We start from the raw sequence: 23,686 nt of genomic DNA on the forward strand, positions 1-23,686 counted from the left end.
CTGGCTGGATCAGACAGTCATGACTTCCTTCTCCTTCGCAGCAGTCTCTTCATCGATCTGCTTGACGAATTTGTCGGTAAGCTCCTGAACGCTCGCTTCGAAATCACGAAGACTGTCCTCGGTAAGCACGTTGTCGTTCTTCATCTTCTTGCCTGAGTCCATGCCCTCCTTGCGGCAGCCACGGATACGAACCTTGGTATCTTCACTGATGGTACGCACACGCTTCACCATTTGCTGGCGGCGCTCTTCGGTAAGCTCAGGAATAGGAAGACGAAGAGTCTTTCCTTCATTGACTGGGTTAAAACCAAGTTGAGCTTCACGGATAGCACGATCGATATCGTTAATCGTAGAGGCGTCGTATGGCTGGATGAGGATCTGACGAGGTTCTGGCGTAGTGATCACAGCCAACTCGCGGAGCTTCATTTTGCTGCCATAGGCTTTCACTTCAACTACAACGCCATCAACGAGCGCAGGAGACGCCTTGCCGGTACGGACTGAGGCAAACTCTGAGCCCATGTACTCAACGGCTTGCTCCATGGACATCTCCAATTCTTCCAATACTTCTTGAGGTTCCATAATATATATCTGTTAGTTTAAACTTCGTCGCTATCTTTGCTTACAATCGTGCCGATGTCTTGACCGACAATCGCTTTGGTAATGTTGCCATGAACATTAAGATCAAAAACAATGATTGGAATATCATTATCCATGCAGAGCGTGAATGCTGTAGAGTCCATCACCTTGAGTTGCTCCACGATGCATGTCTGGAATGACACTTTGTTGAAACGCTTTGCCTCAGGATTCTTCTTGGGATCAGCATCGTAGACTCCATCGACCATAGTCGCCTTGAGGATAGCATCTGCCCCCATTTCACTAGCTCGGAGAGCCGCGGTCGTATCTGTGGAGAAGAACGGGCTGCCAGTACCGGCTGCAAAAACAACTACTCTGCCCTCCTTAAGTTGGCGTGATGCCTTGCGTCGGATAAACGGCTCAGCAACATTCTTCATTTCGATAGCAGACTGGACAATGCAAGGCACTCCTTCAGCCTCCAATGCACTCTGCACAGCCAGAGCATTCATCACTGTAGCAAGCATACCTACATAATCTGCAGTCGCTCGATCCATGCCCCTAGCGCTCGCGCTCGCTCCACGCCAGAAATTACCGCCACCGACTACGATAGCGATTTCCATTCCAGTGGAATGAGCGGCTTTAATTTCACAAGCGATTCGCTCAACAATTTCTGGGGAGATGTTATCTTGGCTTCCTGATTCTCGCAGGGCTTCTCCACTCAGTTTAAGGACTACACGTTTGAAGGATCGATCAGTTTTACTCATAGCGCGGCTGCGTTTAGGAAACAGGTCAGCTGATGAATTGAAAAGCTTATTCCTTAAATGAGGTCGATTTTTCCCCAGCCGATCCTAGAATTTATGGATTTCGCCTTCTGTTGGAAGCTCGTCCTCATCCTCAGGCTCCTCGATCAGAGGCTCAATCTTCGGCACTTTAATGACGAACTGCTCACCTAGTTCCCGGAAACTTTGATTCTTGAGGCCTAGACCTTCAATGCTAATGGCGCACTTCAAATCTTTACGTAGATGGGCGTCAGCATATGCCTGCAAGGTTTTCTTGATGGCAGTCACGGCCAGCTTAATGGAATCCCGGGCACCAACTTCCATGTCCTCTGGTGTGACTATCTTGGAAAGATCAAAGACGATCAACAGACCTTTGTCATTGAGTGTAGGCTGGACCGAGATATTGTAGAGCACTAACAGATTAGCCTCCTTCTCTTCGTAGGTCCCGATACTTTGCATTTGATGCTGGAGACCAACAGCACATACCAGCGCCTCTGGCAATGCACCAGAGAGAACCATGGGACGAGACATCACCACCCCAAATGCAACCCCGCTCTCCATCCCAGGCACGCCATCAACATCAGTGCCGTGCAATGATATTGGCTGCCAAACCGGATACACCGCCTTGGTGGACGAGAAGGCAGTTAAGGCCGTTGCGATAAGTACAGTTAGAGTCTTAAGCATGACATTGTTACCCTAGATGGATAGATCCGGCTAGGCGAGTGAAAAGAGTTTATCTCCCACGGAAAGTGGTGATGCCTTCAGAAAATCCTCCACCCCCATGCGGCGGCTGCCCTCAACCTGCAGCTCATGTATGCGAACAGAGCCAGAACCACAGGCGACGATTAATTCACCATCTAGTTTCAGCACTTCGCCGGGTTCACCGCTGAGTCCAGATACGACATCCAGCCCAGGGAAGATCTTGATCCTCTTGGTACGGCCTTTAGCATCCTGGAAACAAGTATAAGTGCCAGGCCATGGATCATAGGCGCGCACCCTTCTCTCAATCTGCTCAGCTGAACTCCCCCAATCAATCTGGCCGTGTTCACGCAGCAACTTGGGAGAATAACTAGCCAAGGAATCATCCTGGGCAGTGCGCGATGCAACACCATCGAACAATTCCTGGAGAGCCTGCAACATAGCCCCGGGAGCGACTGCGGCCAACTCGTCATGAAGTTGCCCTCCAGTGGTTGCTGACCCAATGGCCACCTTACTACTAAGAATGATATCACCCTCATCAAGCCTTGGAGAGACATGCATCACTGTGATACCCGTCTCGGAATCCCCTTCATCAATAGCGCTCTGAATACAGGAAGCACCTCTGAATTTGGGGAGCAGGGACGCATGCAAGTTGATACAGGCAACACTCGGCATCTCCAGTAACGCTTTCGGCAGAATTTGGCCATAGGCCATCACCACAATCACATCGGCAGCAAGTGCCCGAATCTTCTCAAGCTCGTCAGCCCCCCTCACCTTTTCTGGCTGCAAGACCTGAATACCATGACTCAAGGCAACTTCTTTGATCTGCGGTGGTGTCATCACCATTTTACGGCCGACTGGCTTATCAGGCTGAGTTACGAGAGCCACAAGTTCGTAATTACTGGACAGCAGAGCCTCGAAGGAAGGAATGGCGATATCGCCAGTCCCCATGAAAAGGATACGTTTCTTATCTTGCATGACGTCTAGGTATGAAAAAAGAGCTGCCGAGGCAGCCCTTTAGGAAAAAGTAGAAAAAGGTTAAATAACCACTTTATTCATCTCTCCGTATACTGGAAGCTCCAGAATACGACTGATGATATCATTGAGAACTTTGATCGGCTGCTGAGCAGCATCGATATCAGTACGAATGGACTCAGGGTAGAACTCCAGGATTGGCTTGGTTTCGGCCTCATAGGTTCTGATGCGCTCCTCGATCACCTTGTCTGATGCATCATCCATGCGGTTATCTCTCAGGGCACGTTTACGCATGCGGCGAGCGAGTTCTTCGCGATTTGGGCAAGAAAGATGGAAGACCTGAAGCACATCAACATACTCAGAAAGGATTTCAGCCTGACGAACATTACGTGGAATGCCGTCTAGCACCAAGATGTCTGCATCCGGGAAATAAACATGGCTATCTTTCCAGTTTTCGATCTGTGCCTTCCACAACTCGATCGTCAGCTCATCTGGAACAAGCTGGCCCTTACTGGAGTACTCAACAAATTTTTTACCAAGTTCAGTGCGGGTATCCAGTGAGCGGAAGACGTCACCACAGGCGCAATGGAAGAAGCGCGGCACCATGCCTAATGCTTTGCCTTGAGTGCCTTTGCCGGACCCAGGAGCACCAAGAATGAGAATTGCAGGTCGCTTTGAGCGGGTTTCTGTTGCCATAGAAGCGGCAGTGTAGTGCCCACTACCTCGAGCGCAAGAGGAATTCTGCGCTCATGACACCAGGCTAGCCACATGACTCTTGGCTGCCTCAAGAAACTCCTGGGTAATCGGCTTCAGTGATCCTTGATACACGGCCCCGATGACTAGTGGAGGAAAGCCGTCCAATGGCAGCAACTGACACCCCTGATAAAGATTGACCCCAGGGATAGCCACAGTGATCCCCGCGCCGAAGCCTCTCCCCACATAGCGCTGGATCACATCGAGTGCATTCACTTCCATACTGACCTCCCAGCGTACCGATTGCTGATTGAGGCCTTGTTGAAACAACCTCTGCAGGGTCTCATTAGCCGGCAAGCCCACCAGAGGGATTTTACCAATTTTACCATCACCATAAGGGCAATCTTCAAGCAGATCTTCCAGGCTACTCACTTTGCAGGATGCTGGAACAGCTAAAGCCAGGGGGATCCTCATTAACTCAATGGACTTAAGCCCATCACTCAAGCGGTCATGTAACACGGTGACGGCCACATCGGCCTGCTGAGATGTCAGCAAGCCAAAGACTTCGGAAGGCTCAACCTCCTTCAAAGTCAACTTCAGATCCGGGGTTTTCAGCTTGAGCTTCTCAAGTACCTCAGGAAGATGGTTACCGAGGACTGAAGCCGACGCGGCAATCCTCAGATGGCTACTCTCCTCACCTTTCAACCGCTCCTCGATATCTGCCAGACGCGAAAAGAACGGGTAGGCAAAATCATACAAATCCTCACCCGCTTTAGTAAGGGCGAATGGCCGGCGATTAAACAGCTTTACCCCAAGCTCGTTTTCAAGCTGTAGGATCTGCCCACTGACCGCAGGTTGCTGAATGCCATAGGGCATTTTTCTAACCGCAGCAGTAATTCCCTCATACTTGGCTACGTAGTAGAACAACTCTAGGTGGTGAACATTCATCAGACATATGTTTAACAGGATATGTCCACCTATGGCAATCAACTATCACCATGGAGTAGCACCACACTTTCTCTTTCCAAGTCAGAATCAGTTTGTTAGCAGATGAAGAGTGTAAATAAATATTATGATGAATTCCTACCAGAAACACACTCCCCTGATGGGACTCATCGTTTTCAACTGCCTCTATATTGCTGGTGCCGTGGTAATGGCCATGCTAAACGGCAACACTGAATTCGTTTACTATGTGAGCGTGCTGATACTTCTTATTATCGGCGCATTCATAGCACACAAAAAGATCAATTATACTGCCCCCTTGCTCTGGGCACTCTCATTTTGGGGCCTAGCCCACCTAGCTGGTGGGCTGCTTGCCATCCCGGAAAATTGGCCCACCGATGGCGGCAAGCGGGTACTCTATTCGCTCTGGCTAATTCCAGGGAAGCTGAAGTACGACCAAATCGTCCACTGCTACGGCTTTGCAGTCACCACATGGCTCAGCTGGCAGACACTAGCGTCTATCATTCACCAGCGATACAAGCGACGCCTGCAGCCCACCTTCGGGGTCGTACTACTCTGTGCTACATCCTCTATGGGCTATGGTGCACTAAATGAAGTCATCGAATTCTTTGCAACTCTCATAATTTCTGAGACTAATGTGGGTGGATACGCAAACACCAGTTGGGACCTAGTTTATAATACCATTGGTGCCCTCCTGGCAGCTATTGCCATCTCGGCCAAGCAACGCTACTAAAACTGAATATGGCTAAAGGATACGATCAGCACAAGGAGCGCATGGAGACCCTCAACTACTTCGGTAAAGATTTGGCGCGACGGGCGAAATCCAAGTGTGAGCTCACTGGTGAGTCGAACACACCACTCGTGATTTATGAGGTCCCCCCCGTACCGAAGGATCCCGATTTTGACCGATGCCTGATGATCAGCGAGAATGCTGCCGCTCAAATCAACAATCCAAAGATCCTGGTTCCTGATGACTGGCGCTACCTCAGAGAGTTGATTTGGAGTGAACAGGAACTCGTACAAATCATGGCATGCCGAATTCTTAGTTATATCGCTCAATCAGAGCCTTGGGCTCAATCGGTTCTCGATGACGCCTATCTAGATGATAGTATAACGGATGCCGCCATGGCCAACCCAATCGCCTAATTCAAACCGCCCACATGAAAAGCCCACTCCATCCAGAGACTGAACTCGTGGAATTCGAGCTAGAACCAGGTCTGACTTCTTGGCAGTGCCCCATATCCAAAGGCCACTGGATTCAAGCACCTGCCTACTGGCAGTGGCACTCCACCCAGCCCACGTCTCACACTCACAGCACTGTAAGCAAGCATGAGTACCAGCCTGTCAGAGAAGCAAGAGCAGGTGACGGTCCTCACAACGGAAATCGTCCAGCCTTACTATGCCCTGAGAGCCATTGCCTATTGGTGAGATATCGGGTTGGTGAAGGGCTCAGTTTTTATGTAGACCGTAGTCCGAGCACAGGCGGGATATGGCTTGACCCAGGAGAATGGGAAGCCCTGAAAAAACATGGTCTCCATGCCTCCCTTCACATGATCTTCAGCTCATCATACCAACGAAAAGTGAGCATCCAGGAGGCTGAAGACTCTATGAATGCACGCTTTTTCAGTGAAATGTCACGGATGGATGCCGACCGCCTCAAGTCATTTGCAGAATGGCTCGTGGATCAACCAAACAAACGACGCATCGTAGCCTGGCTACACGAACATATTGGTAATGAGTAAGCTAAGAAAATATTTAGTTGGCGATCTAAGCTGGAAACGAATGGTCCTCTCCCTCATCAGCATCTATCTGATGCTGCTCGTAGTCGCGGTATTCTTTGCGCACAAACTGGTGTTTTACCCACCGAGTGATCATTATGATGAAACCCTCCCCCACTTAACTCTTATCGACGACGGCCAAGGCGGAAAGATCGCCACAGTCCATTACCAGGCCGCCAAGGGCAAGCCAACCATCTTCTGGTCCCACGGCAATGCAGAGGACATTGGCCAACTAACAGACCTGTTTCGGGAGTTTTCAGGCTTAGGATATGGAGTGATTGCCTACGACTACCCTGGTTATGGGCTAAGTGATGGTGCCGCCACGGAAAAGACATGTTACGCCACCATCGACAAAGTTTGGTCTCATGCCACTGAAAAACTCGGCATCAAGGAACAGGATATCATCCTGCTTGGACAATCAGTGGGTACTGGACCTACCGTGTATCTTGCAGCAAAAAACCAGCCTGCCTGCGTCGTCCTCCTGGCTCCATTCACCAGCATTTATCGTGTCGGCGTCAAATACCCCATATTCCCCTGTGACATGTTTCCTAACATCAGCAGAATCAAAGATGTCCACTCACCTCTACTCGTGGTGCATGGGAAGAATGATTCAGTCATCCCACACGAACATGGGCAGCAGCTCGTGGCCAAGCATCAGGGAGTCAACCAACTGATCAGCCTGGAGAAAACAGACCACAATGACATTTACTTCCGGAACTTAGACTTTGTCGTTAGCGAGATTAACCATTTCGCCGAAGCTCATCACTCTGTCATCGAAGAGTAAGTGCTCAGATCTACTTCGAAAAAATCCCACATCACCTGCCTATACACCTCAAGCTTGAAGTCTGGTAGCCACTCTTCGTGAAAATCCTCCGGGTGAACCCAGTCATAATCCCTGAACTCGGGGTTGTTTTTGCCAATATAGGGAGACGGGGCCCATTTCTTAAGCTGGCACAGATAGTAGGTCTGCTTCTGGCCATCGTACTTCTTCTTTTTCCTGATCTTGGGAGGATACAGATATCGGTACCCTCCCTTTTTCTCCAAGACCTTATAATGAGATTTTTTCAAGCCTACCTCCTCCCACACCTCTCGATAAAGAGCTTCTTTTTTCCTCTCACCTTTGTCTACACCACCTTGTGGAAATTGCCAAGATCCGTGGAAATTCTTACGCTCGCAGACTAGAACCTCACCACGATGGTTCATGATCAGGGCTGCTACATTGGATCGGTACGTTGGCATTCGTTAAAATTATTAACCTGTGCACGTCTGTCCTGTAAATCAGGTTTTGACAGAAACTCCTGTAACCGTTCACTTGTTAAATCGTAGACACAAAAAAGCACTATGAAATCTTTTGCCAAAACAATCACCTATTCTGCCATCATTGCAATGGCGGCTCTCAGCCCCACCACAGCATTCTCCCAAGACGACCAGAAAGACAATTCTGATGTCGTGAATTCTGTGAGGCGTTTTTGGCAGGCTGATCTTCCTGGGGGGCGCTACATGGTCGCCCTGGACCGCCTCTCATCCGTAAGCATGCACAGCTACATGATCAAAGGAGCCGTGGTGCACGAAGTAAATATCGAAACACAGGGCGCCCTAGCGACTCGTATATACGTCATTGAAGCTCTCGGGGAAAACGGCAATTCCAACATCGCCCAAAACCTGATCAACCGTGCCAAACAACTAGGTGACCAGGCCGCCAAGCGTACTGGCAGTGATGCTAACACCGTCGTCACCAAAGAATACCCAATCACCACTCACGCCAAGACTGTTGAGTATCGCCTCTATGAAATAGCAGACCTCAACCAACTCTACAGCTCAATTACTAAAGCCTGGCGAGAGAACCGAGGTAGAAAGTTTACCGTAAAATAAACCTCCTTCATTTGAAAAGGCTGACCGGCAGGTCAGCCTTTTTCTTTACTTATTTCCCTTGGAAAAGGTCACCCTCTCCTTCGGATAAATCCTTAGGCGCACGTACTACCCGGTCTACAGCATGCTTAGTTACCAGATTGCCACGGACACTTCGCCCTTTAACGGCAATCTCTCCAAAGTGGAATGGTCTGGCAAGGTTGCGCAACCTCAGTGCAGCCTTGAGGTGAACTACCACCACATTGTTAGAGCTCTCTTCTTCAGAGTCGTGGACCGCGAAGTAAAAGACTCGGCTACCTTTGGGCCCTTTGGCAATCTCATACTCTTTCTCTCGAGTAACGCCGCCGATCTTGAAGCGCTTGGCGCGCACTGGACCATCACGCCCCTCACGGTAAATCATTGAGTAAATTTTCTCCTCATCTTTACGGAAGACGGCTATGTGAAGTGGACGCTTACCGACGAAAAACTTCTCGGCAACCTTCATCACCTTCATCACTCCGTCAGAGTTGAAGACCACAACATCGTCAAGTTCCGAGCATTTTTCGACAGCTTCCTCCTTCTTCAGGCCAAAACCAGCAAAACCATTCTTGCGATCTACGTAAAGAGTCTCGTTGGCGATCACAACCTGGGTACGATCAACAACCTCGAACTCCTGCAGAACCGTCTTTCGCTCACGCCCTTTACCGAACTTCTTCTTGAGGTTTTCGAAGTACCTGATGGTGAAGCGAGTCAAGTTACGCAGATTCTTTTCTACTTCTTCAATATTTTCCTCCAAGACTCTGATGGCTTCATCTGCCTTGAAGCTGTCGTATTTGGAAATCCGCTTAATCCTGATTTCGGTAAGACGAACAATGTCATCCTGGGTAACCTCACGCTTGAGCAGTTTCTTGAATGGCTTGAGCCCCTTGTCGATGGCCTCAATGACAGCCTCCCAAGTTTCACACTCCTCGATGTCGCGATAGATGCGATTCTCAATAAAGATCTTCTCCAAGGAGCTGAAATGCCACTTGTCATTGAGCTCACCCAATTTGATCTCAAGCTCCTGCTGTAACAAATCCTTGGTCAGGTAAGCGCTGTGCTTAAGGATGTCATTGACCCCCATGAAGCGTGGTTTACCATCGATAATCACACAGGCATTCGGCGAGATGCTGACACCGCAATCCGTAAAGGCATAGAGGGCATCCCTTGTAATCTCTGGATCCGCACCTGCAGGCAAATGCACCAAGATGTCTGCGTTCGCTGCAGTATTGTCCTCAATCTTGGAGATCTTGATTTTGCCCTTTTCATTAGCCGCGACGATACTGTCCATCAATCCGCCGGTTGTAACACCGAATGGCACCTCGGTAATCCTAAGCAACTTCTTGCTGTCGATGTCCACCTTCGCTCTGACTCGTATCTTCCCACCACGTAGGCCTTCACGATAATCGCTGGCGTCCATGATTCCACCAGTCGGGAAATCTGGATACAGGGAATATGGTTCCTTACGTAGAGCTGAAATGCTCGCATCGATCAGCTCTATGAAGTTATGAGGCAAAATTTTACACGCCAAGCCCACGGCAATCCCCTCGACCCCTTGGGCAAGAAGCAAAGGAAACTTCATGGACAATGCAACCGGCTCTTTATTTCGCCCGTCATAACTCGGCGTCCAGTCCGTAGTCTTTGGGTTAAAGCTGATCTCCTTGGCAAATGGAGTTAGTCGGGCCTCAATATATCGAGGAGCTGCAGCTCGGTCGCCCGTGAGAACGTTACCCCAGTTACCCTGGGTATCGATCAATAAGTCTTTCTGACCTAAGCCCACCATGGCATCCCCAATGGAAGCGTCACCATGCGGATGGTACTTCATGGTATTCCCAACGATGTTCGCAACTTTGTTGTAGCGGCCATCATCCATCTCATCCATGGAGTGCAATATACGGCGCTGCACTGGCTTCAAACCGTCGTCAATATGAGGCACCGCGCGCTCAAGTATTACATAACTCGCGTAATCCAGGAAATAGTCTGAGTACATATCACGCAAACTCACTTCCGGCATTTCTTCCTGACTCATATGATAACTGATCGATTAATTGGTTAACTTAGGTTAAATATCGCTGCCAACCCCCACTGGCGTCAAGGTGATTTCCTAAATCACCTCGCTGCTTGGCAAAGCAGAAAAACAGATCATACTAGCAATTGCAAATGAGTAACGACAACCAGAGCGATTTCATACCTAGTGAGGAAGAGGACGAACACAAGGCTTCGTTACGTGATAGTATTAGAAGGATGACTAACGTGCAGCTTGGCATCTTGTTACTCGCTGGTGCTTACACGCTCTACTTTGTCCGCCCTGTGCTCCTCCCGGTCATACTAGCACTCCTCATAACACTCATTCTCAACCCTATACAAAAGTTTCTACACGAAAAACTTCACATCCTATCTCCAGTAGCCGCGTTAATGATTCTTATGATGGTTACCTCAGGAGTGGGTGCTGCCATCATCTATTTATCCGAGCCTGCTTATGAGTATTCGGAAAAACTCCGTGATGATATCGTAAAACAGAGACTGAAAAACGTCTTTCAGCCGCTCTCAGACATTCAGTCAGGCCTCAACAAGGTTGCCACCGAGGTGGAAAAAATCACCACACCTAAGGAACCTGAGGTAGAAGACGAATTCGCCCCTCCAGAATCTATTGCGCGGCCCGGGATTGAGAAGGAAGTATCTCCACCTCTTGAGACACCTGCTACTGTGCTAGATGACATCAAGGACAATAAGCCTGTGCGCGTAAAAGTCGGCAAAAGTCCGGTGGACGAACTCATCAAAACGGTGAAGTCAGTCGGCTACCACCTTGTCATCACCTTCATCCTTGTGTTTTTCCTGCTGGCCTATGGCGAAAACATGATCAAGCACATCACTGAAGTGGAAGCTACAGCCGCACTGATGGACCAATTGACCACAGAAGTATCGCGCTACATGCTCACAATTACTGTCATTAATTCGCTGCTTGGAGTCATCACGGGACTCGCAATGTGGGCACTGGGCATGCCGAACCCCATACTCTGGGGGGTCATGGCAGGCACTCTGAATTTCATCCCCTACATCGGGGCCATTATTGGTGCTGTGATTGTATTCCTGGTGGCAGCGACCCACTTTGACAATCAGCTCGCTGTAATACTTGTGCCCGCAGTTTACTACATGCTCACGATCATCGAGGGCAACTTTCTCACTCCAGCCATTTTAGGGAAAAGTTTCACGGTGAACCCTATTGTGATCTTTATATGGGTCATGGCTTGGGGCGCTCTATGGGGCATCCCTGGGATGCTTATCGGACTTCCGATCCTCATGGTGGTTAGAATCAGCCTCTCAAAGTTCCCCATGTTCAATCGCTTGGAGAGAATTATTTCCGCTTAATGGCTGACTCATGCCACTCCAGAGCGGCATCTAGAGTGTTAGCTTGGGCATATTCAATGTGAATTATACGCCGCCGGCTTGGCTTCTGCGACTTGTGGGAAGCGTGCAGAATTAATGGGGACATGACTAACAAATCCCCAGCCAAGCATTCACAAACATGCTCTCCTGAATTCACCATTGCAGGAATAAGTGCTGAATTAATCTTACCCTTCAGATGTGAGCCCGGCATTACCCGCAACGCCCCATTCGAGGCAGGCGTATCATCCAAGTGTAGTCGGATAGTTATCATGTTCTGAAGAACTTGATCGGGGGCGTGGACATGTATGACCCCATCTTTCTCTGACCATGGACCGTAGCCGGAGACCTCCTCATACCCCTTCAATGCTATGGTTAAATCTTGATGCCATGCCACTGGCCAATTCATTGCCTTATTCTTATCGAATAAAATACTACGGACCGGCAGCCAGTTTGCACCGAGCAGATCGCGAACCTGATCAGAAAAGGCAAACTCCTCGACGATATCAGATTTTGAGCGCAAGTGCCTGACACAGATCGATGCTTCACTCTCAGACACCTTATCCATTTCAGTGCGAAATTTCTGCACCACATCAGCATCAGCAAATCCTTTGATTATGGCAAAGCCGCGTTCTTGATAGCTGCCCAGCATCTTCTTGTTAAATGATAGACTTCACTTTGTTGACATCATCTTCTATCTGAGCCTTGAGAGCCTCAATAGATTCGAATTTCTTCTCAGGTCTGATATAGTCGAGGAATTCTGCCTCGATCACCTGACCGTAGATATCTTCATCAAATCCAAACACATGAACTTCTAACAGGCGTCTGGCGCCTTCCATTTCAACGGTAGGCCTTCGACCAAGATTGCCTATCGCCTGATAGGACTTGCCATTCACTTCCACCTTGAGTGCCCAAACTCCATCGGGAGGCAACTGCTCGTTGTGAGCAACAACATTGGCAGTAGGGAAACCCAAGCTGCGAGCAAGCTTGCGCCCTTCAATGACAGTACCAACCACAGTGTATTGTCTGCCCAACATATCATGCGCAGCCTGTAGGTTGCCATCACGGATCGCCTGACGAATACGGGTACTACTCACACGCTCGCCGTCCACCATAACAGGAGCCGCGGCATCAACAACAAAGCCCAGTTCTCCACCCCACTCGCGAAGCTTGTGGATATTCCCACTACGGCCACGACCAAACACCCAATCTTCACCTACGGCCACACGCTTGAGTTCATCGGCGTAGTAGGCTAAATCAGCGATGAATTCCTCTGCATTACGGGCAGCAAAGTCCTTATCAAACTTCTGCACACAGACGAAATCTACACCGATGTCCTTGAGTAATTCGATTTTGTGATCAATCGATGCCAAGATACGGCGCGGTGCGCGCTCAGGCGCCAATACACGTATCGGATGTGGCTCAAAGGTGAGCACTCCACTCAATCCACCCTGAGACCTCGCACCCTCCACGGCCAGGCCAATCACCTCCTGGTGCCCAACGTGCACGCCGTCAAAAACACCAAGTGCTAAATGCAGAGGCGCATCCAACTCTGTAAGTTCACGGATGTCCTGAAATACACGCATATGATAGACTTATCACTTACTGAGGATTTCTGCAATCTCCTCCAGCCCAATCAGCTTCTCCATGATCTCCTCGCGCGTGGCCTTCATGAGATCGGATGCCTTGATCGCACGGCTGAGATCGAAATGACCGGAGCGCGTACGCCGTAGAGCAGTTAGGTGAGCACCGCAGCCAAGATATTGTCCAATGTCGTGCGCGTAAGTGCGCACATAGAAACCTTTTGAGCAATGCACGGTGAAGTCCACTTCAGGGAGTTCAATACGTGAAATGCTATAATCACTCACTTTTACAGCACGTGGTTTACGCTCCACGACCTTACCTTTCCTGGCAAGTTTGTAGAGAGGTACCCCGTCCTTTTTGATCGCGCTGACCATCGGAGGAATCTGTTCAAAATCGCCGACGAAATGGTTGAAGGCTGCCTCGACTTCCTCATCAGAGAAAGCTGGCACCTCTTTGGTCTCCTCGATCTCACCCTCTCTGTCCTGTGAATTAGTCGTTTCACCGAATTTCAAGGAGCCCTCATAGACCTTGTCCTCACACATCAGCCTATCTTGAAGCTTTGTTGCCTTTCCGATGACCAACATAAGAACACCCGTAGCCATAGGATCCAGGGTGCCGCAGTGACCAATCTTCTTGAACTTAAGCTGGCGTCTGGTGATCGCCACCAGATCATGCGAAGTCATGTTCGGCTCTTTGTCTACGACAAGAACGCCGCTAGGTGAGAAATCGGTTTCCATAGCTGATGCTTTAAAATAGCGGTTAAACTGTGAACCTCAAGAGGCCTAGCCCTTGGCTTGATCTACTTTCTTTCTGAGCGCTGCGAGAACCTTCTCACGAGCCTCAGACATAGGGCCTTCCATACGAATGCCTGCGGCCAAAGCATGGCCTCCACCATGGAATTCCTTGGCAACCTCACAGACGTTCACCTTAAGATCCTTAGAGCGCATACTTACGCGGACAGTACCGCCCTTAAGCTCTTCAAAGAAGACCGCTACAGTCACCCCTTTGACGGCACGGATAATATCGATGAGTCCCTCGCTATCCTCAGGCTTGAGCTCCAGCTCTTCCTTAACGTGATATTCAAGCTGCCAATCCGCAATCTCTCCGTCATCGGTACGGACGAGCGTGTTGAGCAAATGCCTCAGAAGCTCTACACGGCGGTATGGATTGCTGTCGTATGTCAAAGCATTGATCTTACCCACATCTAGGCCACGGCGTACTAGGTCGGCGGCCATTTCGTAGGTTTCTACCGTGGTGCCACTGTACTGGAAAGACCCGGTATCCGTGGAGACAGCCACGTAGATGGCATCACGTGTTACCGCGCTAAGAGGAAGGTCTTCTTTCGTGATCAAATTGTAGAGAATCTGCCCTGTAGCAGGTGACGTGGAGTCGATATGATTCAGATCTCCGTAGCGAGGGTTAGAAATGTGGTGATCGATATTAATCCAGAGTTTTGCGTTAGAGGCAGCCTTGAGTGCGTTCTCGCCCAAGCGTGGCTTGGTTGCACAATCAACGGCAATCGCCACTTCCACATCCAGCACTTCTCCCTTAGGCTGAACAATACGGTCTGCGTGTGGCAGGAAATCCAGATTCTCAGGAAGTCCGTCCTCATTGACATAATAGACAGTCTTCCCCATTTCCTCCAGAGCATGACCCAGTGCCAACTGAGAGCCGATGGCATCACCATCAGGACGCACGTGGCTCATTATGATAAAGGAGTTATGATCGCGAAAAGCTTGGGAAATTTCTGAGAAGGAGTTGTTTTCCATGGTAAAAAATCGATATTCTTGAGGTTTCAGAACGGAAAGATGCCGATACACGGTCAACAAGCAAGGCCATTCATTGTCTAATCATGAATCTAAAAAAGGCTCATCGCTCTCCTGTAAGCCGGATTCTGTCCATCCCGCGAGCGGGACTGTGTGATCATTTGTCTTCCTGCCGAGACAGGACGCTGCCGGAGCAGTCGTGCGACTATTACCCGGGGATCCTACTCGGGCGGGCGACCCTTCCCCTGTTATGTCTTGCACCATGCGGGGTTTACCGTGCCCCAGCGGTTACCCTCTGGGCGGTGGGCTCTTACCCCACCCTTTCACCCTTACCTGTGATCCGGAGATCCATCGGCGGTCTACTCTCTGCTGCACTTTCCGTCTATCAAGGCTTGAGCCTTGATATCCCCCGTTCTTCACGAGGCGCACTGCCCTCTGGTGTCCGGACTTTCCTCGACTACTGACATTACTGCCGCAGCCGCGATCACCCGGAGAGCGATGAGGGCGCAAGCTACTCCTGTAGAGCCAAGCATCCAAGCTAAAAATGCTCTTCATGACTTTGTGAAGCTTTGGTCCGACCATGGACCGCACGTGAAGAAATTGGAGATTTCCCTATCATTCCTGAAAATCTAGACTAGTCTGCGCCCAGATCGAGCGACCTACACTTTCAAACTGTTCATTGTCTCAGATCAAAGCCGCGCCATTTTCCTGGCCCAATCCGAGGCCCTGCGCGTGCTAAAACACAACAACATTTGAAATGAAATCATTCGACTCGCTCGGCCTCGCCGAACCAATTCTTCGTGCCGTCAAAGAGAAAGGCTACACCACCCCTTCACCGATTCAGGCCAAGGTAATTCCTCCTATTTTAAAAGGGAAAGACGTCCTTGCAGCAGCTCAAACCGGCACCGGTAAGACGGCTGGATTCACACTTCCTTCTCTGCATCTTTTAGCCAAGCGAACCGGCGGACGTCGCCACATCAGAACGCTTGTCCTAACCCCCACAAGAGAACTTGCTGCCCAGGTTCAGGACAACATTGAGGCATACTCCAAACATCTGGACCTCCAGAGCTGTGTGGTATTCGGCGGCGTAGGTATGCGTCCTCAAATTAACCAGCTAAAGCGTGGAGTAGACATCCTCGTAGCCACACCGGGAAGGCTCATTGATCTCTGTGATCAGGGAGTCTGCGACCTCTCCAAAGTGGAAATGCTCGTTCTTGATGAGGCTGACCGCATGCTAGACATGGGCTTCATTCAGCCTATTCGCAAGATCGTCAGCAAAATCCCAAGCAAGCGCCAAAATCTACTCTTCTCCGCCACGTTCTCCAAAGAAATCCGTGCACTTACCAAAGAGTTCCTCAAGAATCCTGTATCCGTAGAAGTCACTCCAGAGAACACTACTGCTCAGACTGTCGACCAGCTCGCCTATCGCTGTGATCAAAAAACAAAGACGGAGCTTACCATCCACTTGATCAAACAAGGTAATTGGGATCAGGTACTTATCTTTACCCGTACAAAACACGGAGCGAACAGACTGAGTGAGAAACTGAATAAAGCGGGAATCACCGCCAGTGCCATCCACGGAAACAAGTCTCAGGGCTCCCGCACCAAATCTCTGGAAGGGTTTAAGAAATCAAAGATTCAAGTGCTCGTAGCCACGGACATCGCCGCACGCGGCATCGATATCGCCCAACTGCCGCATGTGATCAATTTTGAACTGCCAAACGTACCTGCTGATTACGTACACCGCATCGGAAGGACTGGACGAGCAGGCAAAGAAGGACAAGCCGTATCGCTAGTCTGTAATGATGAACGTCCTTTCCTAAGTGGCATCGAGAAATTGATCAGCAAGAAAATCAAACTTCTGACCGAGGAGGGCTTTGAGCCCAATCAGTGGACCGACCGAGCCCCAACAGCCAGCGAAGTACTGAAAGCGGATGCAGCCCGCAAGGCAGAAGCGAGAAAAGCGCGTGGTCCTAGAAAGAGCAACCCGAAGAAACCTCAGGCTAAATCCAAGGCAAAGTCCCAAGAGACATCATCTGGCCAAAAGAGTAGCTTGAATGAAAGCAAGGGCGGTAAAATACGACGCCGCAGACGCAACTACAGAAGTAGAAACCGTCAGTCCGCTTAATTCTCACGCGGCACAGCAGATTAGTCGCTAGTCATTCCTTTAACCGAATGACTAGCCGCCCAGGCTGGACCGAAATAGACTCGATACCGGGCAGGGAGCTTTCTCCAAGCATCTGAGCCAGCAGATTCTTACCTTTCAGTCCTCCGAGCCAGTCATTGGGCAAGGACACGGCCCAGACTGTTACATCGTCCAGCACAAGCTCTGGAGGCACTCCCGCCTCATGCTTCACAATGAAACGAGCTTTCGCTTTCAATCTTCTTCCGCCCACAATAGGCATCCCCTCATCCAGATCACTCTCGACCCGAGCGTGTATGGCATCATCTTCGAGCTCAAACTGCAACTGGTCGCCATAGGGCGTCTTCTGGCTAAGCAGTCCATTCAGTTCACGCTCTGTAAACACAATCTCCTTTGCTCCGGGCTGGTAACTTGATGTTTTTACCGCTTCCACTTTCTCTTCCACCTGCTGGATCTCTTGGTCCGTGAGCTTCACAGGTTCGATGGGTCTATTCACCCACCACCAAGTGACACCGATACTCACGACGAGAAGCAAGAAGAGCACGAGAAAAACTCTCAGACAGGACCGTTTGGAATGCTTGGATGTTTTAGTCATTGTAAGGATCTTTAGAGCTTAGACTGAAAACCCAATCAGAGCAACCAAACCACTTGAATAAGAGGAATTAAAAAATAGCTGCGGCACAACAAATTTTCTTGCCTGCTTTCCCCGCAAAACAGCATATCATGGCACGACTGACAACTCTATGAACGACATACTGCGCCCCGCTATGGGTGATTACTCGTGTCCAGATAAATGGCTCGATCGGATAGCTGAAGGTTTATCCTCGCCAGGCTTTTTACACCTCAAAAACGCCCTTCATCCAGATTTCTTAGAGAGACTGGTGGGCCTATTGGAAGCCAAAGAAGATGCGGACAAGCTGGAACGAGCTGGCGTAGGCAAAGGTGCGGCTCTCGAAGTACGCTCGGAGATCAGGTCAGATTCCATCTTCTGGCTGGAGCCCGAAGACTCGTCAGCAGTCACCAAAGATTGGCTCGAATTCATGGATGAAATCATCTCATTTCTAAGAAGAGCTCTTTTCTTGCCGTTAGAGTCCTATGAAGGACATCTGGCTCGCTATCCTGAAGGGGGCTTCTACAAACCGCACCTGGATCAGCATAGAGTCAGCCCAACTAGGCAGGTCACCCTGATCACCTATCTGAACAAGGATTGGGATGAGGCGAATGGTGGCCAATTGAGGCTCTATACAGACATCGAAAAAGGCATCCACGGACCCTATATCGATATTCTCCCTGAGTATGGTTCCGTAGTCATCTTCCGAAGTGCAGATTTCTGGCATGAAGTACTTCCCGCCAGACAACCACGTCTTAGCTTAACCGGTTGGTTCCGCGGCCGGGAGGACAACCCAGCCTTGGTCTGAAACAGCAATCTTCTTGCCGTTTCAGGGTCCAAGCGGGCATGATGATGGCGTGCCCATACGTCTCCAAGCAATCAGACATCCCTGGCTTGCCAAAGCCTTAAGCTGGCTATGCCTCCTGCTTGGCATCTACGCCTTTGGGGCCATTATCTATGATGGCCCGTTTGCCTCAGCCTCCTTAAGTAACACCCTCCTTTCCCTGTGCTGGGTTACCTGTATATGGTTTATCACCAAACGATACGGGGATAAAATCGCTCCACAATGGATCTCACTAGCCTTCATTGCTGTGGTACTCATACCCTGGTCATTCATTATGCCCTCTAACGACCGAGACTGGGCTCCGGAGTTTAGCAAGACTGGATGGGTAGAGATAGAGGGAGATCAAATCACATTCCATCACTTTCGCAACTTCGACTACGGACTTGATGGAGCCATTACTGAGAAGTGGGAAACACGTGTAGTCCATCTCTCTAAGCTCAGACACATCGACTATTTCCATGATGATTTTGGGGGCAAATTGATGGGCCATCCTATGCTATCTTTCGATTTTGGAGATGAGGGCCGCATCTGCCTGTCCATTGAAACTCGCCGAGAGAAAGATGAGCATTTTACTCCTTTGGGTGGGCTCTACAAAATGTACGAGCTGCAGTATATTTTTGGATCCGAAGAGGACATCATCAGACTTCGCACGAATATTCGTAAAGAGAAGGTCTACCTCTATCGCTTTGACTTCACACCAGAGAAAAACAGAGAAATCTTTTTAGCCTCAGTAAAGACTCAGAACGAGCTACATGAGAATCCACGCTTCTATCACATCCTCAGAGCCAACTGTACAACGAGCCTGCGGAACCAAGCCTCTCCAAAGGATCAGGAAACTCTCAAAGACTGGAGAATGCTCGCCAATGGTCAACTCGATGCCATGGTGAAAGAAAAAGGCTGGATTAAAGGAGATAGCCTAAGTTTTAAAGACCTGAGAAAGCAGGCTCTCATTACGGATGACGCCCAAAAACTGCATGACTCAGATGAGTTTTCAGAGGCTATTCGTGCAGGACGCAAGGGTTTTGAAGATACCTATTCAAATTCACCGCGTAGTTGATCCAGCCAAACAAGTAATTCCTGGCGTTTCTCAGTCTGGATATCCTCTGACTCATCCAGAAGCAGATCTATCTCACAAATCCCCTTCTGCTCTACAGCCCTGCCGCCAAGGTGAACCAACCATTGGATAGCTCGCGCGTTCTCAGGCAACACATTAGCTCTCAGCATATTGATGCCGAGTTTTTCTGCTAATATCCAAAGTACAGCTAACAGCAAAGTACCAATCCCCCTGCTTTGATACTCATCCAGAACGGTGAAGGATATCTCAGCCATCTGTGGATCATCTTCATAGCGCCAGATCGAGGCCGCTCCAAATCCTGGGTTCTCATCATTATCCGGATCAAGTGCGCACCACACCAAATGATTAATCTGATCTGCACGTGTAAGACGATCCAGCATCGAATCACTCAGCTCTAAAAGGTCATTCCAAAATCGAAAATACACCGACTCGACACTCAATTTCTCGAAACCGGCAAGTGCTCGCTCTCGATCGGATGGGCGCACCTCACGAAGCAGCACTTTCTGGCCGTCCTCCAGGCGAACTGTGATCGATTCGGGAATAAAGTGCATCGGTATCTACTCTGAAACCATAGAAACACAGGTTGCATCCAGTTTAAAATGATATGAAACAGCATTTAAATCACCCGCAAATAAGTTATTGCATATCCGATTTCTTCGGTGATTTCTCGCAAAGATATTGCTAGAAAGCCCCTAATAAGGCTATATGTAGCTTCGTTTAAAGAGCTATTGCTCCTCGGCCTCAGCGCCCAAACACCAACTCTTAATTTTATGAAACTAAAGAAAAACGCCACCATCGCCTGTCTCGCCATGGGAATGGCCTCCTTGAACACGCTCGCATACGCTCAAGCCGAAGCACCAGCAGAGGCTCCAGCTGAAGAGGCGGCAGAAGCAAAGCAATCACTCAAAGTTGGTGATAAAGCACCAGCCTTTGAAGGTGTTGAGTGGCTGAAAGGCGGCCCCATTGAAAAGCTAGATGAAAAAGGCAAAGTCTACCTCATCGAGTGCTGGGCTACCTGGTGCGGTCCTTGTATTCAAGTAATCCCTCACGTGAACGACCTCCACAAAAAATATGGCAGTAAAGGCCTTGTGGTCATCGGGGTTGATGTTTTTGAGGAGAGTAGCGATGCCGCAAAAGCATTCGTGGAGAAACAAGGTGATAAAATGTCCTATCCTGTTGCCTATTGGGGCGGAGAAGACGCAGCATTCAGTAAAAACTGGCTCAATGCAGCAGGTGTAGAGGGAATTCCACACAGCTTCATCGTCAAAGACGGCGTTATCCAGTTGATGACCCACCCAGCAGGCATCGACGAAAAACTCATCGAATCACTCTTGGACGGAAGTTTCGATGCAGCCAAATATGCAGCGGAGCAAGAAGCCGAGCAAAAAGCGGAAGAAGAGTTCCGCGCCAAGCTCATGCCTCTCATGCAAGCCGGTGAATGGGACAAAGTGATTGAGTTCGCCAAGACTCTTAAAGAGGACGACACCAGGAAACCTCAGATTATCATTGCAGCTTTGACCAACAAGAAGGATTGGAAGGCTCTGCTTGAATTCCGTAAAGAGACCGCAGCTGAGAAGTATAAAGATTTCACTACTGAGTATGTGGACACAGCAGCCATGCTTCAACTCGAAGCGGGCGAAGGTTCCGAAGAATACGCTAAAACTGCCCTAGAAACCTTTAAAGCGACTCCTGAAGATTCGGATCAACTCAAGCGCACCGAGGACGGTGTTCTCAGATCTCGCCTCCGTTTCCTCGCCGGTGACAAGGAAGCTGCAGTCAAAGAACTGGAGGAACTCAAAGGAGCTCTGGACAAGATCGAAGATGAGAATGCCAAAGCACAATTTGGAAAACTCATCGACAAAGCCCTTGCCAAAATCAAGGACGATAGTTCCTTCCCACCAGTCTACTCCCTTTTCAACGAATAAAGACTCTCTATAAAGTGGCCCTCAACATTGCTTGAGGGCCGCCTTTTAGCATTGAAATAATCCCTCTTGAAGTAATCCTTCATTACACTATTCTCCTTCCAGTGAAATTTCTCGTCGCCATAATTGCCCTCATGGGGCTGATCACACCACTTGCCTCCATGGCTTGTGAGCATGATCATGGCGACAGTTTACATGCGTGCAACAGCTCGCATCAACATCTTCACATATCTGGCCACAGCCACGGGCAGGAGGATGCGATCTCCGGATTCGAAGATCATATTGATCACTGGTCCTCCCATAGACACCAAGACGGATCTCCGTGCAGCTGCTATGACCAAGCTCCTTCAGAGTCACATACGAGTAGCTTGCCAAATCCTCCAGTTAGACTCCCCCTCTTTTCACTTGCTGAAGTCACTCCACTTGTGCGAGTCGACCTCCGAATTCCTCCAGCACAAGCACCTCCTCTTGAGCTGAAGCTTTCCCTTTCCCCCTATTCTGCACGCATTTCCCAAGAGATCTGCGTCTTTCTTCTCTGATTTCCCGCTTGTGGGAAAACCGTGTCCGGACATCACCTCCACATCCTTTGTGGCCCCGTCACTTTTTATGTCCACAGAACGAGCACATCTCAGTGCAGTCTAATTTCAGCATGACCTAACAGGTCGACACACCTTTCAAATCTTCATTTTAAGTCAGTATGAAACCATACATCACCTTATGCCTTGCCTGGATTCCCCTCGCGGTATCTTGTAGCAACCAAAGTGAACCATTCATTACCGCGACAGCAGAGTTCCCTGCGGATTATCTGGGAAAAAGCACTCCTCTAAACACCTCCAAAGAGGTCAGTTTGGCCGAGTTGGCAAACCGCGTTGCCAGTAACAATCCCCAGCTCAGAGCTGCTCGTATGCGGATCAGAGAAGCTCAGGGTCAAGTCGTCCAGTCAGGACGACTCAGCAACCCGGAATTAGGGGTAGGTCTGAACAAATCCATTCCAGGCTCTGAGGGAGGCATGGAAGTCAGCTTTTCACAAAGATTCCCCGTCACAAACCGTTTGGCTCTTGAGAAACGAATCTCAAAGCAGCAGCTAGCTATCGCTGCCGAGGAGGTCAAAACAGCTGAGCGCGACCTCGTCGCCAAAGCGCAGGAAATCGCCGTTGAGATCATACTTCTCAGACAAAAGCGTAGCGAACTCAACAAGCAGGCAAGCCTACTCGAAACGCTGGCAAACTTCATCACTGAGGCTGCCAACCGAGGTGAACTTTCTCCACTAGATGCCAATCAGGCTCAAGTCGAAGCGTCGTCCATCAAATCTAAGATGAACCAGCTTCAGTCTGAAGAAAATATTCTTCTCGGTAAACTAAGAGCCTATATTGGTCTCTCCGCAGGATCGCCCTTAAGTCTCTCCGGATCGTTACCGAGTGCCCGAATTCCATCACAAGCCCTGGCGTTACAAAATCTCTCTGAGTACCGGGCCAAGCAACTTGAAATTGAGCAAGCACAGCAGGCCATCGCCCTAGCAAAAGCCAATCGCTATGAGGACGTTGAGGCGTCTACATTTGCTAGCATCGACAGAGAGGAAGATGCCCCTGAGGGACTCGAAACCGAAGGCGTCATCGGAATCGGTGTCAAAATCCCTCTTCAATTCTACAACAGAAACGAAGGTAATATCGCATCGGCACGAGCACGGGCGGCACGGATCACACTGGAGAAGGATGCCCTAGCACTGGAACTCAAACAAAACGCGGCGAACTTCCGTACTGAGATGAATGGTTGGATTTCTCAAAATGAAAACATCACTTCCAGCCTTATTCCTCTGGCTCAAAAGAACTCAAAGCAACTGGAGACAGCCTATCGAAACGGACAGGCCCCCTTCACCTCATTGCTGAAAGCGAGAAACCAAGAGCTCGATCTTGAAAACACCAAACTTGAGAACCTTGCGGCTTTTCACAAAGCCAGAGTTCGCTACTTCGCCGCCATCGGCAAAACATCATCAACCTTTTAAGTCATTCATTAT

26 protein-coding genes and 1 other RNA gene are annotated in these 23,686 nt (G+C 49.6%); 12 read left to right on the forward strand and 15 right to left on the reverse strand.

Features of this window, described 5'->3' with window-relative positions:
* Positions 1-9 precede the first annotated feature (9 nt).
* From frr to BUB27_RS08750, 6 genes are all read right to left on the reverse strand, one after another.
* The gene (gene frr / locus BUB27_RS08725) at positions 10-576 is read right to left on the reverse strand and encodes a ribosome recycling factor (protein ID WP_143183425.1); all 567 of its coding nucleotides are present in this window, start codon (positions 574-576) and stop codon (positions 10-12) included.
* Between the two features lie 17 nt (positions 577-593).
* Complete coding sequence (pyrH, locus tag BUB27_RS08730) at positions 594-1,334, reverse strand: UMP kinase (RefSeq protein ID WP_143183426.1); 741 nt, start codon at positions 1,332-1,334, stop codon at positions 594-596.
* An 84-nt stretch (positions 1,335-1,418) separates the two neighbouring features.
* Positions 1,419-2,033: a hypothetical protein gene (locus BUB27_RS08735; RefSeq protein WP_143183427.1), complete on the reverse strand. Its 615-nt coding sequence runs from the start codon at positions 2,031-2,033 to the stop codon at positions 1,419-1,421.
* A gap of 30 nt (positions 2,034-2,063) precedes the next feature.
* Positions 2,064-3,026 (reverse strand): methionyl-tRNA formyltransferase, encoded by a 963-nt coding sequence (gene fmt / locus BUB27_RS08740; protein WP_143183428.1) that lies wholly within the window; start codon positions 3,024-3,026, stop codon positions 2,064-2,066.
* A 60-nt stretch (positions 3,027-3,086) separates the two neighbouring features.
* Positions 3,087-3,719, reverse strand: a complete 633-nt coding sequence (locus BUB27_RS08745; RefSeq protein ID WP_143183429.1) for an adenylate kinase family protein — start codon at positions 3,717-3,719, stop codon at positions 3,087-3,089.
* 51 nt (positions 3,720-3,770) lie between these two features.
* Positions 3,771-4,664 (reverse strand): LysR family transcriptional regulator, encoded by an 894-nt coding sequence (locus BUB27_RS08750; RefSeq protein WP_143183430.1) that lies wholly within the window; start codon positions 4,662-4,664, stop codon positions 3,771-3,773.
* Between the two features lie 124 nt (positions 4,665-4,788).
* Between BUB27_RS08750 and BUB27_RS08755 the strand changes: the two genes are divergently transcribed.
* Genes BUB27_RS08755 through BUB27_RS08770 form a run of 4 tightly spaced genes read left to right on the forward strand, consistent with a single transcriptional unit; the run spans position 4,789 to position 7,241 of the window.
* On the forward strand, positions 4,789-5,412 hold the full coding sequence (locus BUB27_RS08755) for a DUF2238 domain-containing protein (RefSeq protein ID WP_143183431.1): 624 nt from the start codon (positions 4,789-4,791) through the stop codon (positions 5,410-5,412).
* Between the two features lie 8 nt (positions 5,413-5,420).
* Complete coding sequence (locus BUB27_RS08760; protein WP_143183432.1) at positions 5,421-5,825, forward strand: phnA protein; 405 nt, start codon at positions 5,421-5,423, stop codon at positions 5,823-5,825.
* A 14-nt stretch (positions 5,826-5,839) separates the two neighbouring features.
* Positions 5,840-6,421 (forward strand): TFIIB-type zinc ribbon-containing protein, encoded by a 582-nt coding sequence (locus tag BUB27_RS08765; RefSeq protein ID WP_143183433.1) that lies wholly within the window; start codon positions 5,840-5,842, stop codon positions 6,419-6,421.
* Positions 6,414-7,241 carry an alpha/beta hydrolase gene (locus BUB27_RS08770; RefSeq protein ID WP_143183434.1) on the forward strand — a complete coding sequence of 276 codons (828 nt, stop codon included), beginning with the start codon at positions 6,414-6,416 and terminating at the stop codon, positions 7,239-7,241. Before BUB27_RS08765 ends, BUB27_RS08770 begins: the two co-directional genes overlap by 8 nt.
* Here the strand turns inward: BUB27_RS08770 and BUB27_RS08775 are convergent.
* Complete coding sequence (locus tag BUB27_RS08775; protein WP_143183435.1) at positions 7,220-7,696, reverse strand: NUDIX domain-containing protein; 477 nt, start codon at positions 7,694-7,696, stop codon at positions 7,220-7,222. The two genes, BUB27_RS08770 and BUB27_RS08775, sit on opposite strands and share 22 nt — an antisense overlap.
* 102 nt (positions 7,697-7,798) lie before the next feature.
* Here BUB27_RS08775 and BUB27_RS08780 point away from each other — a divergent pair, with 102 nt between their 5' ends.
* Positions 7,799-8,329, forward strand: coding sequence for a hypothetical protein (locus BUB27_RS08780; protein WP_143183436.1), 531 nt, complete (start codon positions 7,799-7,801; stop codon positions 8,327-8,329).
* 49 nt (positions 8,330-8,378) lie between these two features.
* Here the strand turns inward: BUB27_RS08780 and BUB27_RS08785 are convergent, their stop codons facing one another.
* Positions 8,379-10,373: a DNA gyrase/topoisomerase IV subunit A gene (locus BUB27_RS08785; protein ID WP_143183437.1), complete on the reverse strand. Its 1,995-nt coding sequence runs from the start codon at positions 10,371-10,373 to the stop codon at positions 8,379-8,381.
* Between the two features lie 131 nt (positions 10,374-10,504).
* Between BUB27_RS08785 and BUB27_RS08790 the strand changes: the two genes are divergently transcribed.
* Positions 10,505-11,713 carry an AI-2E family transporter gene (locus BUB27_RS08790; protein ID WP_143183438.1) on the forward strand — a complete coding sequence of 403 codons (1,209 nt, stop codon included), beginning with the start codon at positions 10,505-10,507 and terminating at the stop codon, positions 11,711-11,713.
* On the opposite strand, the gene BUB27_RS08795 is transcribed toward BUB27_RS08790, so the two are convergent.
* The 5 genes from BUB27_RS08795 to rnpB all read right to left on the reverse strand — a co-directional run bounded on the left by BUB27_RS08795 (position 11,700) and on the right by rnpB (position 15,578).
* Positions 11,700-12,380: a phytanoyl-CoA dioxygenase family protein gene (locus BUB27_RS08795; protein ID WP_143183439.1), complete on the reverse strand. Its 681-nt coding sequence runs from the start codon at positions 12,378-12,380 to the stop codon at positions 11,700-11,702. The two genes, BUB27_RS08790 and BUB27_RS08795, sit on opposite strands and share 14 nt — an antisense overlap.
* Before the next feature lie 7 nt (positions 12,381-12,387).
* Positions 12,388-13,314, reverse strand: a complete 927-nt coding sequence (locus tag BUB27_RS08800; RefSeq protein WP_143183440.1) for a bifunctional riboflavin kinase/FAD synthetase — start codon at positions 13,312-13,314, stop codon at positions 12,388-12,390.
* Between the two features lie 12 nt (positions 13,315-13,326).
* Positions 13,327-14,049 carry a tRNA pseudouridine(55) synthase TruB gene (gene truB / locus BUB27_RS08805; RefSeq protein WP_143183441.1) on the reverse strand — a complete coding sequence of 241 codons (723 nt, stop codon included), beginning with the start codon at positions 14,047-14,049 and terminating at the stop codon, positions 13,327-13,329.
* Positions 14,050-14,094: 45 nt separating this feature from the next.
* Positions 14,095-15,018, reverse strand: a complete 924-nt coding sequence (locus BUB27_RS08810; protein WP_159434883.1) for a DHH family phosphoesterase — start codon at positions 15,016-15,018, stop codon at positions 14,095-14,097.
* Between the two features lie 161 nt (positions 15,019-15,179).
* An RNA gene (rnpB, locus tag BUB27_RS08815) (RNase P RNA component class A) lies at positions 15,180-15,578 on the reverse strand.
* A 257-nt stretch (positions 15,579-15,835) separates the two neighbouring features.
* Here rnpB and BUB27_RS08820 point away from each other — a divergent pair.
* Positions 15,836-17,206, forward strand: a complete 1,371-nt coding sequence (locus tag BUB27_RS08820) for a DEAD/DEAH box helicase (RefSeq protein ID WP_143183443.1) — start codon at positions 15,836-15,838, stop codon at positions 17,204-17,206.
* 31 nt (positions 17,207-17,237) lie between these two features.
* Here the strand turns inward: BUB27_RS08820 and BUB27_RS08825 are convergent, their stop codons facing one another.
* On the reverse strand, positions 17,238-17,816 hold the full coding sequence (locus BUB27_RS08825; RefSeq protein ID WP_143183444.1) for a hypothetical protein: 579 nt from the start codon (positions 17,814-17,816) through the stop codon (positions 17,238-17,240).
* A 148-nt stretch (positions 17,817-17,964) separates the two neighbouring features.
* On the opposite strand from BUB27_RS08825, the gene BUB27_RS08830 reads away from it, so the two are divergent.
* Both BUB27_RS08830 and BUB27_RS08835 read left to right on the forward strand, forming a co-directional pair.
* On the forward strand, positions 17,965-18,639 hold the full coding sequence (locus BUB27_RS08830; protein WP_143183445.1) for a 2OG-Fe(II) oxygenase: 675 nt from the start codon (positions 17,965-17,967) through the stop codon (positions 18,637-18,639).
* A gap of 49 nt (positions 18,640-18,688) precedes the next feature.
* Complete coding sequence (locus BUB27_RS08835; protein WP_143183446.1) at positions 18,689-19,732, forward strand: Lnb N-terminal periplasmic domain-containing protein; 1,044 nt, start codon at positions 18,689-18,691, stop codon at positions 19,730-19,732.
* Here BUB27_RS08835 and BUB27_RS08840 read toward each other — a convergent pair.
* Entirely contained in the window at positions 19,708-20,301 is a 594-nt protein-coding gene (locus BUB27_RS08840; RefSeq protein WP_143183447.1) for a GNAT family N-acetyltransferase, read from the reverse strand. The genes BUB27_RS08835 and BUB27_RS08840 overlap by 25 nt on opposite strands.
* 219 nt (positions 20,302-20,520) lie before the next feature.
* On the opposite strand from BUB27_RS08840, the gene BUB27_RS08845 reads away from it, so the two are divergent.
* From BUB27_RS08845 to BUB27_RS08855, 3 genes are all read left to right on the forward strand, one after another.
* Complete coding sequence (locus tag BUB27_RS08845) at positions 20,521-21,675, forward strand: TlpA family protein disulfide reductase (RefSeq protein WP_143183448.1); 1,155 nt, start codon at positions 20,521-20,523, stop codon at positions 21,673-21,675.
* Positions 21,676-21,852: 177 nt separating this feature from the next.
* Complete coding sequence (locus tag BUB27_RS08850; RefSeq protein ID WP_143183449.1) at positions 21,853-22,149, forward strand: hypothetical protein; 297 nt, start codon at positions 21,853-21,855, stop codon at positions 22,147-22,149.
* 220 nt (positions 22,150-22,369) lie between these two features.
* The gene (locus BUB27_RS08855) at positions 22,370-23,674 is read left to right on the forward strand and encodes a TolC family protein (protein WP_143183450.1); all 1,305 of its coding nucleotides are present in this window, start codon (positions 22,370-22,372) and stop codon (positions 23,672-23,674) included.
* Positions 23,675-23,686: the final 12 nt, after the last annotated feature.

This window comes from Rubritalea squalenifaciens DSM 18772 (genome assembly GCF_900141815.1).
Lineage (GTDB): Bacteria > Verrucomicrobiota > Verrucomicrobiia > Verrucomicrobiales > Akkermansiaceae > Rubritalea > Rubritalea squalenifaciens.

What these genes read in the sequence shown, in the direction of transcription:
- BUB27_RS08830 (WP_143183445.1), top strand. Translation starts at nt 17,965, where the DNA reads ATGAACGACATACTGCGCCCCGCTATGGGTGATTACTCGTGTCCAGAT.
- BUB27_RS08785 (WP_143183437.1), bottom strand. Translation starts at nt 10,373, where the DNA reads ATGAGTCAGGAAGAAATGCCGGAAGTGAGTTTGCGTGATATGTACTCA.
- BUB27_RS08770 (WP_143183434.1), top strand. Translation starts at nt 6,414, where the DNA reads ATGAGTAAGCTAAGAAAATATTTAGTTGGCGATCTAAGCTGGAAACGA.
- BUB27_RS08855 (WP_143183450.1), top strand. Translation starts at nt 22,370, where the DNA reads ATGAAACCATACATCACCTTATGCCTTGCCTGGATTCCCCTCGCGGTA.
- fmt (WP_143183428.1), bottom strand. Translation starts at nt 3,026, where the DNA reads ATGCAAGATAAGAAACGTATCCTTTTCATGGGGACTGGCGATATCGCC.
- BUB27_RS08750 (WP_143183430.1), bottom strand. Translation starts at nt 4,664, where the DNA reads ATGAATGTTCACCACCTAGAGTTGTTCTACTACGTAGCCAAGTATGAG.
- BUB27_RS08735 (WP_143183427.1), bottom strand. Translation starts at nt 2,033, where the DNA reads ATGCTTAAGACTCTAACTGTACTTATCGCAACGGCCTTAACTGCCTTC.
- BUB27_RS08780 (WP_143183436.1), top strand. Translation starts at nt 7,799, where the DNA reads ATGAAATCTTTTGCCAAAACAATCACCTATTCTGCCATCATTGCAATG.
- frr (WP_143183425.1), bottom strand. Translation starts at nt 576, where the DNA reads ATGGAACCTCAAGAAGTATTGGAAGAATTGGAGATGTCCATGGAGCAA.
- BUB27_RS08795 (WP_143183439.1), bottom strand. Translation starts at nt 12,380, where the DNA reads ATGCTGGGCAGCTATCAAGAACGCGGCTTTGCCATAATCAAAGGATTT.
- truB (WP_143183441.1), bottom strand. Translation starts at nt 14,049, where the DNA reads ATGGAAACCGATTTCTCACCTAGCGGCGTTCTTGTCGTAGACAAAGAG.
- pyrH (WP_143183426.1), bottom strand. Translation starts at nt 1,334, where the DNA reads ATGAGTAAAACTGATCGATCCTTCAAACGTGTAGTCCTTAAACTGAGT.
- BUB27_RS08775 (WP_143183435.1), bottom strand. Translation starts at nt 7,696, where the DNA reads ATGCCAACGTACCGATCCAATGTAGCAGCCCTGATCATGAACCATCGT.
- BUB27_RS08765 (WP_143183433.1), top strand. Translation starts at nt 5,840, where the DNA reads ATGAAAAGCCCACTCCATCCAGAGACTGAACTCGTGGAATTCGAGCTA.
- BUB27_RS08845 (WP_143183448.1), top strand. Translation starts at nt 20,521, where the DNA reads ATGAAACTAAAGAAAAACGCCACCATCGCCTGTCTCGCCATGGGAATG.
- BUB27_RS08810 (WP_159434883.1), bottom strand. Translation starts at nt 15,018, where the DNA reads ATGAGCCACGTGCGTCCTGATGGTGATGCCATCGGCTCTCAGTTGGCA.
- BUB27_RS08840 (WP_143183447.1), bottom strand. Translation starts at nt 20,301, where the DNA reads ATGCACTTTATTCCCGAATCGATCACAGTTCGCCTGGAGGACGGCCAG.
- BUB27_RS08850 (WP_143183449.1), top strand. Translation starts at nt 21,853, where the DNA reads ATGGCGACAGTTTACATGCGTGCAACAGCTCGCATCAACATCTTCACA.
- BUB27_RS08825 (WP_143183444.1), bottom strand. Translation starts at nt 17,816, where the DNA reads ATGACTAAAACATCCAAGCATTCCAAACGGTCCTGTCTGAGAGTTTTT.
- BUB27_RS08760 (WP_143183432.1), top strand. Translation starts at nt 5,421, where the DNA reads ATGGCTAAAGGATACGATCAGCACAAGGAGCGCATGGAGACCCTCAAC.
- BUB27_RS08755 (WP_143183431.1), top strand. Translation starts at nt 4,789, where the DNA reads ATGATGAATTCCTACCAGAAACACACTCCCCTGATGGGACTCATCGTT.
- BUB27_RS08790 (WP_143183438.1), top strand. Translation starts at nt 10,505, where the DNA reads ATGAGTAACGACAACCAGAGCGATTTCATACCTAGTGAGGAAGAGGAC.
- BUB27_RS08745 (WP_143183429.1), bottom strand. Translation starts at nt 3,719, where the DNA reads ATGGCAACAGAAACCCGCTCAAAGCGACCTGCAATTCTCATTCTTGGT.
- BUB27_RS08820 (WP_143183443.1), top strand. Translation starts at nt 15,836, where the DNA reads ATGAAATCATTCGACTCGCTCGGCCTCGCCGAACCAATTCTTCGTGCC.
- BUB27_RS08800 (WP_143183440.1), bottom strand. Translation starts at nt 13,314, where the DNA reads ATGCGTGTATTTCAGGACATCCGTGAACTTACAGAGTTGGATGCGCCT.